Source organism: Haematobacter missouriensis (assembly GCF_000740775.1).
GTDB classification, from domain to species: Bacteria; Pseudomonadota; Alphaproteobacteria; order Rhodobacterales; family Rhodobacteraceae; genus Haematobacter; species Haematobacter missouriensis.
Map to the genome: position 1 here is coordinate 279,687 of NZ_JFGS01000001.1, position 15,768 is coordinate 295,454.

At 64.0% G+C, this 15,768-nt stretch carries 15 protein-coding genes; 7 read left to right on the top strand and 8 right to left on the bottom strand.

Annotated elements, in window-relative coordinates; genetic code table 11:
• Positions 1-3: 3 nt before the first annotated feature.
• Entirely contained in the window at positions 4-1,131 is a 1,128-nt protein-coding gene (gene prfB / locus CG51_RS01350; RefSeq protein ID WP_035740959.1) for a peptide chain release factor 2, read from the top strand.
• Between the two features lie 88 nt (positions 1,132-1,219).
• Here the strand turns inward: prfB and CG51_RS01355 are convergent, their stop codons facing one another.
• The 3 genes from CG51_RS01355 to trpS form a co-directional block, all read right to left on the bottom strand.
• Positions 1,220-1,570, bottom strand: a complete 351-nt coding sequence (locus CG51_RS01355) for a RidA family protein (protein WP_035740961.1) — start codon at positions 1,568-1,570, stop codon at positions 1,220-1,222.
• 564 nt (positions 1,571-2,134) lie between these two features.
• The gene (locus tag CG51_RS01360; protein ID WP_035740962.1) at positions 2,135-2,521 is read right to left on the bottom strand and encodes an ectoine synthase; all 387 of its coding nucleotides are present in this window, start codon (positions 2,519-2,521) and stop codon (positions 2,135-2,137) included.
• Positions 2,518-3,558, bottom strand: coding sequence for a tryptophan--tRNA ligase (gene trpS, locus CG51_RS01365; RefSeq protein ID WP_035740963.1), 1,041 nt, complete (start codon positions 3,556-3,558; stop codon positions 2,518-2,520). The genes CG51_RS01360 and trpS overlap by 4 nt, the downstream gene beginning before the upstream one ends.
• Positions 3,559-3,633: 75 nt before the next feature.
• Between trpS and CG51_RS01370 the strand changes: the two genes are divergently transcribed.
• Positions 3,634-4,317 carry a rhomboid family intramembrane serine protease gene (locus CG51_RS01370; protein ID WP_035740965.1) on the top strand — a complete coding sequence of 228 codons (684 nt, stop codon included), beginning with the start codon at positions 3,634-3,636 and terminating at the stop codon, positions 4,315-4,317.
• Here the strand turns inward: CG51_RS01370 and murJ are convergent.
• The 3 genes from murJ to CG51_RS01385 are packed head-to-tail and all read right to left on the bottom strand — an operon-like array spanning position 4,308 to position 9,829.
• Positions 4,308-5,852 (bottom strand): murein biosynthesis integral membrane protein MurJ, encoded by a 1,545-nt coding sequence (gene murJ, locus CG51_RS01375; RefSeq protein ID WP_035740966.1) that lies wholly within the window; start codon positions 5,850-5,852, stop codon positions 4,308-4,310. The two genes, CG51_RS01370 and murJ, sit on opposite strands and share 10 nt — an antisense overlap.
• A 1-nt stretch (position 5,853) precedes the next feature.
• Positions 5,854-8,667, bottom strand: a complete 2,814-nt coding sequence (locus tag CG51_RS01380; RefSeq protein ID WP_035740967.1) for a [protein-PII] uridylyltransferase — start codon at positions 8,665-8,667, stop codon at positions 5,854-5,856.
• Positions 8,633-9,829, bottom strand: a complete 1,197-nt coding sequence (locus CG51_RS01385; RefSeq protein ID WP_051929965.1) for a penicillin-binding protein activator — start codon at positions 9,827-9,829, stop codon at positions 8,633-8,635. Before CG51_RS01385 ends, CG51_RS01380 begins: the two co-directional genes overlap by 35 nt.
• 115 nt (positions 9,830-9,944) lie before the next feature.
• Here CG51_RS01385 and rsmI point away from each other — a divergent pair, with 115 nt between their 5' ends.
• The 5 genes from rsmI to CG51_RS01410 all read left to right on the top strand — a co-directional run bounded on the left by rsmI (position 9,945) and on the right by CG51_RS01410 (position 12,902).
• Positions 9,945-10,817 carry a 16S rRNA (cytidine(1402)-2'-O)-methyltransferase gene (gene rsmI / locus CG51_RS01390; protein WP_035740968.1) on the top strand — a complete coding sequence of 291 codons (873 nt, stop codon included), beginning with the start codon at positions 9,945-9,947 and terminating at the stop codon, positions 10,815-10,817.
• Between the two features lies 1 nt (position 10,818).
• Positions 10,819-11,172 carry a YraN family protein gene (locus CG51_RS01395; RefSeq protein WP_035740969.1) on the top strand — a complete coding sequence of 118 codons (354 nt, stop codon included), beginning with the start codon at positions 10,819-10,821 and terminating at the stop codon, positions 11,170-11,172.
• A gap of 66 nt (positions 11,173-11,238) precedes the next feature.
• On the top strand, positions 11,239-12,183 hold the full coding sequence (gene gshB, locus CG51_RS01400) for a glutathione synthase (protein ID WP_035740971.1): 945 nt from the start codon (positions 11,239-11,241) through the stop codon (positions 12,181-12,183).
• A gap of 78 nt (positions 12,184-12,261) precedes the next feature.
• Complete coding sequence (locus CG51_RS01405; RefSeq protein ID WP_035740972.1) at positions 12,262-12,552, top strand: hypothetical protein; 291 nt, start codon at positions 12,262-12,264, stop codon at positions 12,550-12,552.
• Positions 12,553-12,641: 89 nt separating this feature from the next.
• Entirely contained in the window at positions 12,642-12,902 is a 261-nt protein-coding gene (locus CG51_RS01410) for a GlsB/YeaQ/YmgE family stress response membrane protein (protein ID WP_035740973.1), read from the top strand.
• Positions 12,903-12,949: 47 nt separating this feature from the next.
• Here the strand turns inward: CG51_RS01410 and recJ are convergent, their stop codons facing one another.
• Both recJ and glpX read right to left on the bottom strand, forming a co-directional pair.
• Positions 12,950-14,707 (bottom strand): single-stranded-DNA-specific exonuclease RecJ, encoded by a 1,758-nt coding sequence (gene recJ, locus CG51_RS01415; protein WP_035740974.1) that lies wholly within the window; start codon positions 14,705-14,707, stop codon positions 12,950-12,952.
• Complete coding sequence (glpX, locus tag CG51_RS01420) at positions 14,704-15,666, bottom strand: class II fructose-bisphosphatase (protein ID WP_035740975.1); 963 nt, start codon at positions 15,664-15,666, stop codon at positions 14,704-14,706. The genes recJ and glpX overlap by 4 nt, the downstream gene beginning before the upstream one ends.
• Between the last annotated feature and the right edge of the window lie 102 nt (positions 15,667-15,768).

Below are 15,768 nucleotides of genomic sequence, written 5' to 3' on the forward strand. Positions count from 1 at the left end.
CCCATGCGCGCTGAGGCCCAGAACCTTGTCGAGAGCATCCGCAAGAGCCTGAAGCTGCTGTGGCAGCGCATGGACGGCGAAACCGCGAAGCACCGGCTTGAAGAATTCAACGCCATTATTGAGGATCCCGAGCTTTGGGGCGATCCGGCGCGTGCGCAGAAGCTGATGCGGGAGCGGCAGTCGCTGCTGGATGCCGTGTCCAATTACGACAGCATCGACCGTGATCTGAACGATAACATGGAACTGATCGAACTCGGGGAAGCCGAGGGCGACGATGAGGTCGTGCGTGAAGCTGAAGCCGCGCTACGCTCTCTGAAGGACTCTGCCGCGGAGAAGGAGCTGGAGGCGCTTCTGGATGGAGAGGCCGACGGCAACGATACCTTCCTTGAGATCAACGCGGGAGCGGGCGGTACGGAAAGCTGTGACTGGGCCTCCATGCTCGCGCGGATGTATGTCCGCTGGGCGGAGAAAAAGGGCTATACGGTCGAGATGATAGCGGAGACGCCAGGGGAGGAGGCGGGTATTCGCTCCGTCGCCTACAGGATCTCCGGTCACAATGCCTATGGCTGGCTGAAGTCCGAGTCCGGCGTGCATCGCCTCGTGCGGATTTCGCCCTATGATTCCGCCGCCCGACGGCACACCTCGTTCAGCTCTGTCTGGGTCTATCCGGTTGTGGACGACAATATCGAGATCGACATCCCGGACCGCGATATCCGCATTGATACCTACCGTTCCTCCGGCGCGGGCGGCCAGCACGTCAACACAACCGACTCCGCCGTGCGCATCACCCACCTGCCGACCAATATCGTCGTGACGTCCTCCATGAAGTCGCAGCACCAGAACCGGGAAGCGGCGATGAATGCCCTTCGCGCGAGGCTCTATCAGCTCGAACTCGACAAGCGGAACGCGGCCATCAATGCCGCGCACGAAAACAAGGGCGATGCCGGCTGGGGCAATCAGATCCGCTCCTACGTGCTGCAACCTTACCAGATGGTGAAGGATCTGCGCACGGGGGTGGAAACCTCTGACACGCAGGGCGTTCTGGATGGGGATCTGGATCAGTTCATGGCGGCGACGCTTGCGATGGACGTGGCCGGCAAGAGTCGTGCGGAGGCCAACGCCGAGGTCTGAACCCTGCCGTTGAAGGCGGTCATTCAGAACCATGCGAGGGGTCGGGCGCCGCGTCCTGCGGCACCCGAACCGGTCGCGGCGGCGGCAGTCACTTCGCGGCGGCAACCACGATGACCTCGACCTTGTAATCCGGCGCAGCCAGTTTTGACTCGCCCGTCGCACGGGCAGGGGTGTGGCCGGGCGCGACCCAGGCATCCCAAACAGCGTTCATCTCGGCGAAATCGGCGATGTCCGCGAGCCAGATCTGCGCGGAGAGGATGCGGGTCTTGTCCGAACCCGCAGCCGCCAGAAGCCGGTCAACCTCGGCAAGGGCGGCTTCCGTCTGTTCACGGACGCTGGCTCCCGGCGCGCCGATCTGCCCGGCAAGGAAGATCAGGCCGTTGTAGACGACCGCCTCGCTCATGCGGGCGCCGGTTTCGATACGGGTGATGTCAGACATGGATGTCTCCTTCTGTAAGGCAGGATGCCGCCCGCCTCCTAGCGCGGCGCGCGTCCTGTCGCCAGTCTGAAGGGTAGGATCCTCATAGCTACCGAAAGATTTGCGGCTGGAGTGGCCAATCCCGAACCTGCCGGGGGCTGGAAGCGGACGGGCGTTTCGGCTGGGGCTTCGCCGGAATGTCGGGCGAGATGTCATTCCGATCAGCAAGCATGTGTTCTATGGCGTTGGGGTGGGTGCCGCGCCGTGCGGGGGTAGCACCGGGAGCCGCGTTCGACCTTTTCGGGGTGGAGTTCCTCTCCGGCTCTCGAGCGATGGAAAATGCTCACACGCATCCCGTAGTGACCGAAGGCCGGCAGAAGGCATCGACCATCCCGTCGCAGGGGCGGAGGCTGCTTGAAAGCTCATCTCTACCAGCAGCGATATGGAGTGCAGGTCCATCCTGAGCTTGTTTCAGGCCATCGGAGTACGAGAAAATGGTTGGGCAAGGAGAAAACAGCATTCCCCAGTCATGACTCTGCAGCCGTGTCTCCGGGCATGTTCTCGATGGAACCGCCGCGACCCGCGCTATTCCTCTGGCGCGTAGCTTCCGTCCTCGCGGTGACGTTCATTGCCGGAAAGAGGAGGATTGAACACGCAGACCAACCGAAGATCGCCCTTCGTCGCCCGCAGCACATGCGCGTCATTGCGGTCGAGGGCATAGAGCGTGCCGGGCCGTATCGGCCATGTGCGCCCGGTTGCGACCTCCGTCACCTCACCCTCCCCGGAGATGCAATAGTTGGCTTCCAGGTGGTGTTTGTATTCCAGATGCAGTTCTTCCCCCTCCTTCACCAGCGTATCGTGGAGGGAGAATCCCATGCCGTCCGGCTTCAGCAGGATACGGCGGCTTTCCCAGCCCGGACCAGTTGCGTGGTTCGGGCCGGAGATCACATCCGCCAGAGATCTGACGATCATAGCGCCCCCCGGATCATGCCGACGATATCGTAGGTCCGGTCGATGACGGGCGCGGCGATGGCGTTGGCGCGTTCCGCCCCGCGGGCGAGGATCCGGTCGATCTCCGCCGGGTCGGAGGTGAGACGCCGCATCTCGCCGGAGATCGGGGTGAGTTGTGCTACGGCCAGATCCGCAAGCGCCGGCTTGAACGCGCCGAAGCCCTGACCCGCGAACTCCGCCACCACGGCCTCCGGGCTGGTGTCGGCCAGAGCCGCGTAGATGTTGACGAGGTTGCGCGCCTCCGGCCGGTCCTTCAGCCCCTCCAGCGTTTCCGGCAGCGGCTCGGCATCCGTGCGGGCCTTGCGGATCTTGCTGGCGATGGTGTCGGCATCGTCCGTCAGGTTGATGCGGCTCATGTCGGACGGGTCGGATTTCGACATCTTCTTCGACCCGTCACGCAGGCTCATCACCCGCGTCGCCGCGCCCTCGATCACCGGTTCCGGCATCGGGAAGAAATCGACGCCGTAGTCATGGTTGAACTTGGCCGCGATGTCCCGGGTCAGTTCCACATGCTGCTTCTGATCCTCGCCGACGGGAACATGCGTGGCGTGGTAGAGCAGGATGTCGGCCGCCATCAGCGCGGGATAGGCGAACAGCCCGAGCGACACGGCTTCGGCATTCTTGCCAGCTTTGTCCTTGAACTGGGTCATCCGGTTCATCCAGCCGAGCCGGGCGACGCAATCGAAGATCCAGGCGAGCTGCGCATGGCCGACAACCTGGCTCTGGTTGAACAGGATGGAACGCTCCGGGTCCACGCCGGAGGCGATGAATCCGGCCGCCAGTTCCCGCGTCGCGCGGGTGAGGTCGGCGGGATCCTGCCAGACGGTGATCGCATGCATGTCCACGATGCAATAGATCGTCTCGATCCCGTTGTCCTGAGCGGCGGCGAAGCGTTTCAACGCGCCGAGATAGTTGCCCAGTTGCAGGTTGCCCGAGGGTTGGATCCCCGAGAACACCCGTTGCGGGAAGACACGAGGCGTTTGGACCGGCTCGGTCATGATTTTTCTCCGTCTGGATTATATGGCACGGTCGGCTTATCGCTGGTCCATCATCGCGTCAACAGAATGCCGGCCATGCACGATCCAGACCGCTCCCCGCTCAATCCGCTGCCATTCGTCGTCTGGGTGTTGGCAGGCCCCGTCGCCGCCATAGAACTTCTGCTGAGCTTGGCGGATCGGGGGATCGTCGGCGGCGGACTCGGCTTCACCTGGCGGGTGGAAGCAATCCAGCGGTTCGGGTTTTCGGGCCAGATCTTCGATTGGATGGTCGCCAACCACTTCTATCCGGCGGAGCAGATGATCCGCTTCGTGACCTATCCGTTCTTCCACGCGTCCTTCACGCATATGATGTTCGTGTTCGTCTTCATCCTCGCGCTTGGCAAGATGGTGGGGGAGGTATTCTCGACGGCTGCGGTGCTGGCGGTGTTCTTCGGCTCCGCCATCATGGGGGCGCTCGTCTTCGGGGTGCTGCTGGACGATCCCGCGTGGCTTGTGGGCGGATATCCGGCGGTCTACGGGCTGATCGGAGCGTTCACCTTCCTGCTCTGGATGCGGGCTGGGGGGCAGGGATCGGGGCGCCTGCGGGCATTCGGGCTGATCGGCACGCTGCTGGGTATCCAGCTCGTCTTTGGGGCGCTGTTTGGCGGATCCAACGAATGGGTGGCGGACCTGTCGGGTTTTGCGACGGGATTCGGACTGTCATTCGTGGTCTGCCCCGGCGGCTGGCGCCGGGCGCTCGCTCTCATCCGTCAGCGCTGACGGCGAGCCATCCTGAGCAGATCGGCGAGCTTCATGACGCCGAGTGCAATGGCGGTGACGAAGTAAACCGCCATTCCCGTGCCGCAAAGGATGAACAGCGCGAGCACGCGCGTGCCCTTCTGTGTGAGCATGCCATCCAGCACCTGCGTCGCGCCCCAAAGGAACAGCCCCATCACCACCGAGGCGATCAGGATACGCACGAGGTTCTTCAAGAACCGCGGGTCGAAGCGGACGGCTTCGCCCATGCTTCTGGAACCCCACCAGAGCTGGAACACCATCGCCCACGAGGCGGTCGTCGTGCCGATGGCTGCCGCGATGAAGCCCAGCCAGTAGGACAGGCCAAAGGCGAGCAGCGCGTTCACGACCATAGCCACGATGGCATAATGGAAGGGGCGGCGCGTATCCTCCCGCGCGTAGAACACCGGCTGGAGCACCTTCTGAAGCGTGAAGGCCGGCAGTCCCGCGCCATAGACGATCAGGGCCAGCGCGGTATTGGCCGAGTCCGCGGCCGTATATTGCCCCCGCTCGAAGATCACACTGATGATCGGCCCGGCGATGACGATGAGTGCTACCGCAGCGGGCAGGGTCAGGAACAGAGAGAATTCCCATGCGCGGTTATAGGCCGTGCGGCTGCCGCCGATATCACCCGCGCGGAGCCTGCGCGAAAGCTCCGCCGTCAGCACCACGCCCACCGCCGCAGCGACAACCCCGAGCGGGAGCTGATAGATGCGGTCGGCGTTGGACAGCCACGCGATCGCCCCGTCGTAATAGGAGGCGACCTGCCGCCCGACGACGAGGTTGATCTGCACGATCCCGCCCGCGAACACGGCGGGCATCGCGACACGCACCAGCCGCCGCATGTCGGGCGACAGCCGCGGCCATGACAGCCGCATGGAATACCCTTCCTTCCGCGCCGCATGCCAGACCAGCAGGAGTTGCAGCACCCCCCCGACCGGGGTGGCCCAGCTCTGCGTCAGACCCATCTCCCAGCCGTAGTGAATGGACAGGCCGAAAGCGATCAGGAAGACGATGTTCAGCACCGCGGGCGCCATGGACGCGACGGCGAAGCGCCCCGTCGCATTCAGCACTCCCGACAGCATCGCGGTGAGTGAAATGAGCAGGATATAGGGGAAACAGATGCGCCCGAAGGTCACGGCGATATCGAACCGCTCATCTCCCTTGAAGCCGGATGCCATCGCCAGCACCAGCCACGGCATCGCCACGTGAGCGATCATCGTGAGCACGATCAGAACGGACGCGAGGCCCGAGAAGGCATCCTGTGCGAAACCTTTCGCATCCTCCCCCGCCTCGATCTTCTTGGCGAAGATCGGCACGAAAGCGGTGTTGAACGCGCCCTCGGCAAAGATCCGTCGGAACATGTTGGGCAGGGAGAAGGCGACCAGAAACGCCTCCGCCACCGGGCCGGAACCCAGATAGGCGGCGATGATCACGTCGCGGATGAAGCCGAGCAACCGGCTGGCGAAGGTCCAGAATCCGACGGTCAGGAAGCCGTGCAGCAGGCGTATCTGCCGCATTCTAGCTGCGCGCCCTCTCCGCCCCTTCGTCCACCGCTTGGCGGAGTTTCTTTTCCAGCGCCTCGGCGCGCTGCCGTGAATGGATTTTGAGACCGAACATGTCTTTCACGTAGAAGGTGTCCACGACCTGCGCGCCATAGGTCGCGATCTGCGCCGAGGCGATGTAGATGTTGTTGGAGGCAAAAGTCCGCGCGAGATCGTAGAGCAGGCCCGGACGGTCGCGCGTATCCACCTCCACGATGGTGTAGATTTCCGATCCATCGTTGTCGATGGTGATCGCAGTCGGGAAATGAAATCCGCGTTCCCGCTTCTTCACCTTGTCGCGATCTTTCAGCGCCTCCCGGGCGACGACCTCACCCTTCAGCGTCCGCTCGATCATGTTGCGCAGACGCGGCAGCTTGCCGGGATCATAGGGTGCGCCCTCGGCATCCTGCACCCAGAAGGCGGCGGTGGCGTAGCCGTCCTTGGAGGTGAAGGTGCGGGCATCGACCACATTCGCCCCGACAAGCGCCAGCGCCCCCGCCAGCCGCGCGAAAATACCGGGATGATCCGCCAGGGCAAAGCACACGCGGGTTGCGTCCCGATCTTGATCCGGGGTCAGATCAATACGGATCTCATTATCGCTGATACCGCGGAGCTGGTGGGCGAACACTACCTGCGTGTCGAGCGGCAGCCCCTGCCAGTAGGGTCCATAGTGCCTCTGCGTCTCAGCCCGCAGATCCTTCCGGTCCCAGTCGGAGAGAGCGGCGCGGAGCGCCCGTTTCGCCTCCGCCTCCCGGTGGGGGCGATGCGCAGCCTCCAGCCCCATGTCCAGCACGGTCGCTGTCTCCCGGTAGAGCCGGTCGAGCAGCATGGCCTTCCAATTGTTCCAGGTGCCGGGACCCACGCCGATGATGTCGCAGCAGGTGAGCAGGTAGAGCAGGTCGAGCCGCCGCCGGGACCGCACCGTCCGGGCAAAATCCCGCACCGTGCGCGGATCCGACAGGTCGCGTTTCTGCGCTGCATCCGACATGACGAGGTGGTTGCGGACCAGCCACTCGACCAGTTCCGACTCCTGCGCGTTCAGGCCCAGCCGCGGTGCCACACGCCGGGCGATCTGAGCGCCGAGGATGGAGTGATCCTCCGGCCGTCCCTTGCCGATATCGTGCAGCAGCAACGCCACGTAGATCACCCGGCGGTTCACCGTGCCTTCGGCAGTGATATGCGTGGCGAGCGGCAGTTCACGCGCCAACTCCCCTCGCTCTATCATCGCGAGGGTGGAGATGCACTGAATGGTGTGCTCGTCCACCGTGTAATGGTGATAGACGTTGAACTGCATCATCGCAACGATCGGCTCGAATTCGGGCATGAAGGCCGCCACGACGCCGAGTTCATTCATCCGGCGCAGGCTCCGCTCCGGGTTGCCGTGCTTCAGCAGCAGGTCGAGGAAGATGCGGTTCGCCTCCCTGTCCTGACGCATGTCCTCGTCGATGAGGTCGAGATGCGCGGCGACGAGCCGCATGGCGTCGGGATGGATCAGGTGGCCGGTCCGCAGACCTTCCTCGAAAATCCGCAGCAGGTTCAGCTTGTCCGACAGGAACCCCTTCTCATCGGCGACGGCGATGCGGTTGTGGCGGAGAACATAGCCCTCATGCAATCGTTTCGGGCGCCGGAACAGCCCTACGGTGACAGGGGTAGTCTTGACGTGCCGTGCCTCGAGCGCGGTCAGGAAGATACGCGTGAGTTCGCCCACCTTGGTCGCATGGCGGAAGTAGTCCTGCATGAAGAACTCGACCGCACGCCGCCCCGCGCCGTCCTGATAGCCCATGCGGGGGGCCACCTCCAGTTGCAGGTCGAACGTCAACTGGTCCGTCGCGCGTCCCGTCAGGTAGTGCAGGTGACAGCGCACCGCCCAAAGAAACCGCTCCGCCCGGTCGAACGCCGCGAACTCATCCGCCGTGATGAGGCCGAGCCCGACGAGATCACACACCTCCTCCACGCCCGTCACGTATTTCGCGATCCAGTAGAGCGTCTGGAGGTCCCGCAGGCCCCCCTTGCCCTCCTTCACATTAGGCTCAAGCATGTAGCGCTGGCCCTGCCGCTGGTGCCGCTCGGTGCGTTCGGCGAGCTTGGCTTCGACGAATTCCGCGGCGGTGCGGGAGAAGAGCTCCTTGCGCAGCCTGCCGTGGAGCATCTTGGCCTGGCCCTTGTCACCGGTGATGTAGCGCTCTTCCAGCAGGGCGGTCCGAACGGTGATATCCTCGCGCGCCTGGCTCAGACATTCGGCGATGGAGCGGCTGGCGTGCCCGACCTTCAGCTTCAGATCCCAGAGGATGTAGAGCATGGATTCGATCAATGTCTTGACCGTCCCGTTCTCTGCATCGGGCGTCAGGAACAGCAGGTCCACATCCGAGAAGGGGGCCATCTCCCCGCGTCCGTAACCTCCAACCGCAAGTAGAGTGACCTTGCGATCATCCAGATTTTCGGCGGGGAGAAGGTGGCGCCGCACCACCTCCAGCGCTGTCTGCACCACCTGATCAGTCAGCCAGCTCATGGAGGCGACGGTGATGTCGGAGGCCAGCGGCGTGGCCAGAAACGCTTCCCTGATCTCGTTGAAGCCGCGCTGGCGTTCCGCACCGATCCGGGCAACGGCGACCGCACGAAGGGCGCGCGCATCGGGCGCCGACAGATCGGCGATCTCGGTCTCTATCTGCGCCAGCACTGCCTCGGCGTCGAACAGAGCGACCTCCGGCAGTATGAGTGTTACAGCCGTGGTATCGCTTTGCGGCGTTGCTGCCGCATCAGGAACCGGCACCGCTGAAGCTTCTGGGCGCATTTTCCACCACCTCGACCCTGTTGTCGCGGAGTTGCGCAACAGCCAATGCCCTTTGGTTACTGCCGTCTGCGGTGAATCGGAAGACGCCATTCGCACCGACGAAGCCGGAGGGCTGGGTCAGGGAGGCCCGGCCCAGCGGATCCGCCCGTCCCGAACGAACAGCGGCGCCGATGGCGGCCATACCGTCATAGGCCAGCGCGGCAAGCGGATGGGGTGCAGCGCCGTAGGCCCCCGCATAACGGGCATTGAACTGCGCCGTGATGGCGGGATCGGGCACAGCGAAATACCCTCCCTGAAGCGACGGCGTCGTGACCGCGCTTGCGGGCACGTCCCAACGCGTCAGGCCGTAAAACGCGGTGACGTTGGGGTCGATACCGTTGTCGCGCAGAAGTTGCGTCAGCATGGGCAGTGCGCCCGCTGTCCCCGCGGTAAAGAACACACCGCTCGCACCGGTATTACGCACGGTGGTGGCGATATTCGGCGCGGCGGCCGTCACGCCCTGCTGCGACAGCTCATAGCTCTCAGCGCCGGCGACGCGGATGCCATTGGCGGCGGCGGCCGTTTCGATCGCCCGACGCCCCACCTGACCGGAGGCGTCAGGATCGCTCACCACGACGATGTCGCGACGGCCCTGACCTGCCGCGAACCGCATCAACCGATCGGCGGAGTTGGCGAATGTCTGGCCCAGAACGAAGACGTTCCCGCCAGCGATATCGGAATTGTTGGAGAAGCTGAGCACGTTTATCCCGCGAGAGGCAACAGCGCTTCCCGCAGCGTTGGCATCCTGCGCATGGATCGGTCCCAGAATGATCTTCGCGCCTTCATCCACGGCTCGCATCGCCATGGCGGAGGCTTGTGTGGGACTGCCCGCGGTATCATAGACCCGCAGATCGATACTTACCCCCTGAAGATCAGCGATGGCCAGACGCGCCGCGTTTTCGAGGTTCTGTGCAACCAGCCGGTCGCTCGCACTCGCGCTCTGCGGCAGGAGCAGGGCGACCTGAACCGCCTGAGAGGGATTGACGGTGCCCCGGCTGACGTTGCCGGTCGGCGCACAGGCCGCAAGCGCTCCGGCCGCCAGAAGTCCGGTTGCGCTGCGGAAGAGGTTGCGGATGCCGATCGGGCGGGTGAAAAACGGGCGACGTGTCACGGCGTCGGTCATGCGGCTATCCCTCTGGCTGACGGCCCGTTGGGGCCGGGCGTTCAAGCGAAGTCTAGGGCGACCTCCCGGAAATGCTAGGCGGGGCGGGCGCATAAGTAAACAGAAGGCGGCAAAGATGCATTCCATCGGCGAAAGGGGGCCGCTCGCGCCCGGCCTGTATTTCATCGCGACGCCGATCGGCGCCGCGCGGGATATCACCTTGCGCGCGCTCGACATCCTGGCCACGGCGGATGTTCTGGCGGCGGAAGATACCCGGACCCTGCGGCACCTGATGGAGATCCATGGCATCGCGCTGGGTGACAGGCCGCTCGTCGCCTATCACGATCACAATGGAGAGGTCGCGCGGCCGCGCCTGCTTCGGGCGCTGGGGGAGGGGAAATCGGTGGCGTATGCTTCGGAAGCAGGGACGCCGCTGGTTGCCGATCCGGGATTCCAGCTTGGCCGCGCCGCGATTGCGGAGGGATTCGCCGTCACTTCCGCGCCCGGGCCATCGGCGGTCCTCGCGGCGCTGACTGTCTCCGGCCTGCCCAGCGACCGCTTCCTGTTCGCAGGTTTTCTTCCTCAGCAGGGCGGCCCGCGGCAGAGGGCGCTGGCAGGGCTCTCCGAGATCGCCGCGACGGTGATTTTCTATGAATCTCCCAAACGCGTTCACCGATTGTTAGGGGAATTGAGCGCATCCTGGGGAAGAGAGCGTCAGGCGGTCGTATGCCGCGAACTCACCAAGAGGTTTGAAGAGGTGAGCCGCGGCACATTGGGGGAGTTGGAGGAGGCTTTCGCCGGGCGCGATGTAAAGGGGGAGGTCGTGGTTCTGGTGGATCGGCCGGGCGAAGGGCAGGCAGACCCGGCGGCGGTGGAGGAAGCATTGCGGGAGGCTTTAGGGCGTTTGCGGGTGAAGGACGCCGCTGCGGAAGTTGCCTCGAGATTCAATCTGCCGCGGCGCGATGTCTATCAGACGGCGCTCACACTTCAGGGCGAGAACAAGGATTAGCATGGACGGCGCAACGCGATATCATTCGGGGCTGGCGGCGGAAGCTTCTGTCCTTCGGCACTATGTTCGGTTGGGCGCACACTGCCTCGCGGAGCGCTGGCGCGGGCGCGCGGGCGAGATCGACCTCATCTTCCAGCAGGGTGAGGACGTGATCTTCGTCGAGGTGAAAAGAGCGGCGACCATTGCGCGTGCCGCCGAACGTCTTGCGCCCCGGCAAAGCATGCGACTGCTGCGCGCGGCTGAGGAATACCTTTCGCAATTGCCGGCGGGCCTGTCCTCTCCTTCCCGCTTCGACGTGGCGCTCGTGGATGCCACGGGTCGTGTCGAAACGCTGCAAAACGCGCTGATGGCCTGAGGCGGGCCGATTGCATCGCAGCCGGGCTTGCGTCATTCAGGGGCAGAAGCTTCTCGGGAGACAGGCATGACCCTGAACGTCGCCATTCAGATGGACCCGATCGGTCCGGTCAACATCGATGCGGACAGCACCTTCCGCATTGCGGAGGAGGCGCAGAAGCGCGGTCACCGTCTGTTCTATTATACTCCGGATAAACTCTACTTCCGGGAAGGGGAGGTCAGGGCGAAGGGGCACCCGCTGACGGTCCGCCGTGTGAAAGGCGATCACTTCACGTTGGGCGATCTGGGGGACGTGCGACTTTCCGACTTCGACGTGGTCTGGCTCCGGCAGGATCCGCCCTTCGATATGGCCTATATCACCACGACCCATCTGCTTGATCTCATTCATCCGGAAACGCTGGTGGTGAATGATCCCTTCTGGGTGCGGAATGCGCCCGAAAAGCTGCTGGTTCTCCAGTTTCCCGACCTGACGCCGCCGACCGCCATTGCCCGCGATCTGGACACGATCCGTGCCTTCAAGGCAGATCATGGGGATGTCATCCTGAAGCCGCTTTACGGCAATGGTGGCGCAGGGGTGTTCCGGCTGGACGAGAATGACCGGAACCTCTCTTCGCTCTATGAGCTGTTCACGGGCTTCTCGCGGGAGCCGCTGATCGTTCAGAAATTCCTTCCTGCAGTGGCAAAGGGCGACAAAAGGATCATTCTCGTGGACGGAGAGCCGGTCGGCGCGATCAACCGAGTGCCGCAGGCGGGGGAAACACGTTCCAACATGCATGTCGGCGGCAGGCCGGAGAAAGTCAGCCTCACAGAGCGGGACAGAGAAATCTGTGCGGCGATCGGGCCAACCCTGCGAGAGAAGGGGCAGATTTTCGTGGGAATAGATGTCATCGGCGACTGGCTCACGGAAATCAACCTCACCTCCCCCACGGGGATACAGGAACTTGAGCGCTTCGATGGCACGAATACTGCTGAGGTGATCTGGAAGGTGATCGAGGCGCGCGTCAGCCGCTAAAATCGATCTTTAGGGCGGGAACCGTCTTCGGTGTTCTGCGTTGGCCCCGCAGAACAAATGCTCCCTCAGGAGAAACCGATGACTAAGACCGATGATATCCGCCGCTCGATCGAGAGCCAGATTTCCGACCTGCAGGATCAGCTGCACAGCCTGCGCGGCGACCTTTCGGAGCGGGGGCACGAATTTTATGATGCGGCGCAAGATCATGCGCATGTGGCGGCAAAGCAATTCCGTAAGCAGGCGCGTGTCATGGGTGACGTCGCGCGCGATAACCCGGGTAGCGCCGCGACGATCCTGTCGGTCGTGGCGCTGACGTGCCTAGGCCTTGGGTATCTTGCAGGCCGTTCCTCCGCCGAAGATCACTGGTAAGACTCGATCAGATTCTTCCGATCTGCGTGGCGGCCAGATCGGTTTCTTGAAAGACCGCCGAATTCTTGCCTTCAGGCTAGGAGGAATGGATGGAAGGTTCTGCTCAGGTCGGCTGGATCGCAGCGATCATCATAGGCGGTATCGCCGGTTGGGCCGCATCTGCCCTTATGAAAAGCGATACGGGTGTTTTTCTGAACATCATTCTGGGCATAGTCGGCGCGGCGGTTGCTAGCTTCTTGCTTGGCTTCTTGGGCGTCGGTTTCGGCGGTTGGCTGGGCTATCTCGTTGCCGGTGTGATTGGCGCGTGCATTCTTATTGGACTGGCGCGAATGCTTCGCGGAGCGCGATAGGATTATCTTTTTGAAGAAGCTGGCGCGGGCTTGGTCCCGCGCGTTTTTCATGTCTGGGCCACATCTTCGAGGCGAAGTTGCACCCGCTGCCGCCCTTGCCATTCGTCCACTTCGACACGCCCCGCAACGTGAAGGCGGGAGCCCTCCTTCAAAGCCTCCCCCAACGGAGTTCCTGCGGCGCTGAAGGAGATACCCTCCACCGTTCCCGTTCCGTCGGAAAACCGCACGCGCATGTGGCCGTTGCCAAAAACCTTCACGGATGACGCCCGCTGATCGGGAAAGGCGAATCTCGGAGCAGGGGCGCCCGCGCCAAAAGGACCTGCGGTTTCCATCTCCCCGATCATCTGGATCGTCGCCGCGCCGGAAGTCAAAAGTCCGTCCAGCTTCAGATCCGCGGGCCCCATCGTTCCCGCACCCTGACGAGCTAGCAACTCCCCGAGGCGCTCCATCGCCTCTTCCATGCGGGAGGGATCGACCGTCAGGCCCGCAGCCATTTTGTGACCCCCGCCGCGCAGCAGCAACCCTTCAGAAGCGACACGATGGATCGCCGCGCCGAGATCGACGCCGGCGATGGATCGTCCGGATCCCTTGCCTTCCCCGGCACTCAGTCCGATCACGACGGCTGGGCGGTTGGTCGCCTCTTTCAGCCTGGCCGCAACGATACCGACCACGCCGGGATGCCAGCCTTCGCCAGCGGCCCAGACGAGCGGCCCGTCAAGTCCTCTTGCCTCCGCCTGGGTGAGGGCGGCTTCCCTCACTCGAGCTTCGATGTCCCGCCGTTCGGTATTGAGCGCGTCCAGCCGCGCGGCAAGGGCTTCCGCCTCATGCGGATCATCCGTTGCAAGCAGCCGCGCTCCCAGATCGGCCGCCCCGATCCGCCCCCCGGCATTCACGCGCGGTCCGAGCAGGAAGCCAAGGTGATAAGGGGTTGGGGCCCGGTCCATCCGCGCGACATCGGCGAGCGCGGTCAGCCCCGTCCGTTCCCGTCGCCCCATCACCTTCAGCCCCTGTCGAACAAAGGCCCGGTTCACGCCGACAAGCGGGGCCACATCGGCAACCGTCGCAAGCGCTACGAGATCGAGCAGGGCTATCAGGTCCGGCCCGTTGATGCCTTCGCTCCGCAGTTGGCGGTTGGCCTCCACCAGCATGAGGAACACGACGGAGGCCGCGCAGAGGTAACTCAGATCGCCACTCTCATCCTGCCGGTTAGGATTCACCACCGCCAGCGCATCGGGCAGCGTTTCACCGCCAAGATGGTGATCGAGGACCACGACATCCGTTCCGGCGGCGGCAGAGATCGCCTCATGAGACAGCGTCCCGCAATCCACGCAGACGATGAGATCGTGCCCCTCCGCCAACTTCCGCATCGCTGGCGGATTGGGGCCGTAGCCTTCCTCGATCCGGTCCGGAATGTAGAGCGTCGCGGGATGGCCGAAATGCCGCAGCCATGTAATGAGCAGCGCGGCGGAGGAGCCGCCATCCACGTCATAATCGGCAAAGACGGCGATCCGCTCCCGCCGTTTCAGCGCGGCGAGAAAGCGTCGCGCGGCCAGATCCATATCGCGAAGGTTGAGTGGATCGGGCAGCAGGTCGCGGAGTGCCGGGGCACAGTAAAGAGCGGCATCCTGTGCGGACACCCCCTGCCGGACAAGCACTCGGCAGAGGGGAAGGGGCAGGCACGTGCCCTGCGTCATCGCTTCGGCGAGGCGGTCCTCCTCTACTCCGGGACCGACCCAGCGGCGCCCGGTCGCGGACCGCTCGACGCCGAGGAAGGCGGGGCGGAGGAGAGCCGCCGCGTCGGTCACTTCACCGGGTTGCGGTAGCTCATCCGACGGACGGAGCCGGTCTTGGACCGCATGAGGATGGTTTCGGTTGTGATGAAGCCGATTTCGCGCTTGATCCCGTGGACGAGGTTGCCGTCCGTCACGCCGGTCGCGGCGAAGATCACGTCGGCCGTGACAAGGTCGTCACGCTGATAGACGCGGTCGAGATCGTCGATCCCGGCCTTCCGTGCCCGTCCGATTTCGTCGTCGTTGCGGAACAGCAGCCGCCCGTAGAACTGGCCGCCCAGGCATTTGAGCGCGGAGGCGGCGAGAACGCCTTCCGGGGCGCCGCCCGAGCCCATGTAGATGTCGATCCCGCTGCCGGGCGTCGCGCAATGGATCACCCCCGCAACGTCGCCGTCCGTGATGAGCCGGATCGCTGCGCCCGTCGCACGAACCTCGGCGATGAGATCCTCATGGCGCTCGCGCTCAAGGATGCAGGCAGTGATATCGGAGGGCTTGCCGCCCTTCGCCTTCGCCAGTCGCTCGATCCGTTCGGTCGGTGACATCGCGAGCGTCACGATGTTCGTCTCATAGCCCGGGCCGATGGCGAGCTTCTCCATATAGGTGTCCGGCGCGTGCAGAAGCGTGCCCGCGGGCGCCATGGAGATCACAGTGAGCGCGTTGGGCATGTCCTTCGCCGTCAGCGTCGTGCCTTCGAGCGGGTCGAGCGCGATGTCAACAGCCGGCCCTTTGCCGGTGCCGACCTTCTCGCCGATATAGAGCATCGGGGCTTCGTCCCGCTCCCCCTCGCCGATCACCACCGTCCCGGCGATGTCGAGCATGTTGAGCTGGTTCCGCATGGCATTGACGGCGGCCTGGTCCGCGGCCTTCTCATCTCCCCTGCCGACGAGATGGGCGGAGGCGATGGCCGCCGCCTCTGACACGCGGGCGAGGCCCAGAGAAAGCATGCGGTCGTGGAACTCAACATCATTCGCCATTCGGCCTGTCCCCTTGCGGTTCGTTGTTCGGTGGCATTGGTTTATCCCCGTGCAGGCGCGGAAACAAGGCTGCCTCGGGGGAGAGGCAGCCTTGCCAGCAGG

What these genes read in the sequence shown, in the direction of transcription:
- prfB (WP_035740959.1), top strand. Translation starts at nt 4, where the DNA reads ATGCGCGCTGAGGCCCAGAACCTTGTCGAGAGCATCCGCAAGAGCCTG.
- CG51_RS01355 (WP_035740961.1), bottom strand. Translation starts at nt 1,570, where the DNA reads ATGTCTGACATCACCCGTATCGAAACCGGCGCCCGCATGAGCGAGGCG.
- CG51_RS01360 (WP_035740962.1), bottom strand. Translation starts at nt 2,521, where the DNA reads ATGATCGTCAGATCTCTGGCGGATGTGATCTCCGGCCCGAACCACGCA.
- trpS (WP_035740963.1), bottom strand. Translation starts at nt 3,558, where the DNA reads ATGACCGAGCCGGTCCAAACGCCTCGTGTCTTCCCGCAACGGGTGTTC.
- CG51_RS01370 (WP_035740965.1), top strand. Translation starts at nt 3,634, where the DNA reads ATGCACGATCCAGACCGCTCCCCGCTCAATCCGCTGCCATTCGTCGTC.
- murJ (WP_035740966.1), bottom strand. Translation starts at nt 5,852, where the DNA reads ATGCGGCAGATACGCCTGCTGCACGGCTTCCTGACCGTCGGATTCTGG.
- CG51_RS01380 (WP_035740967.1), bottom strand. Translation starts at nt 8,667, where the DNA reads ATGCGCCCAGAAGCTTCAGCGGTGCCGGTTCCTGATGCGGCAGCAACG.
- CG51_RS01385 (WP_051929965.1), bottom strand. Translation starts at nt 9,829, where the DNA reads ATGACCGACGCCGTGACACGTCGCCCGTTTTTCACCCGCCCGATCGGC.
- rsmI (WP_035740968.1), top strand. Translation starts at nt 9,945, where the DNA reads ATGCATTCCATCGGCGAAAGGGGGCCGCTCGCGCCCGGCCTGTATTTC.
- CG51_RS01395 (WP_035740969.1), top strand. Translation starts at nt 10,819, where the DNA reads ATGGACGGCGCAACGCGATATCATTCGGGGCTGGCGGCGGAAGCTTCT.
- gshB (WP_035740971.1), top strand. Translation starts at nt 11,239, where the DNA reads ATGACCCTGAACGTCGCCATTCAGATGGACCCGATCGGTCCGGTCAAC.
- CG51_RS01405 (WP_035740972.1), top strand. Translation starts at nt 12,262, where the DNA reads ATGACTAAGACCGATGATATCCGCCGCTCGATCGAGAGCCAGATTTCC.
- CG51_RS01410 (WP_035740973.1), top strand. Translation starts at nt 12,642, where the DNA reads ATGGAAGGTTCTGCTCAGGTCGGCTGGATCGCAGCGATCATCATAGGC.
- glpX (WP_035740975.1), bottom strand. Translation starts at nt 15,666, where the DNA reads ATGGCGAATGATGTTGAGTTCCACGACCGCATGCTTTCTCTGGGCCTC.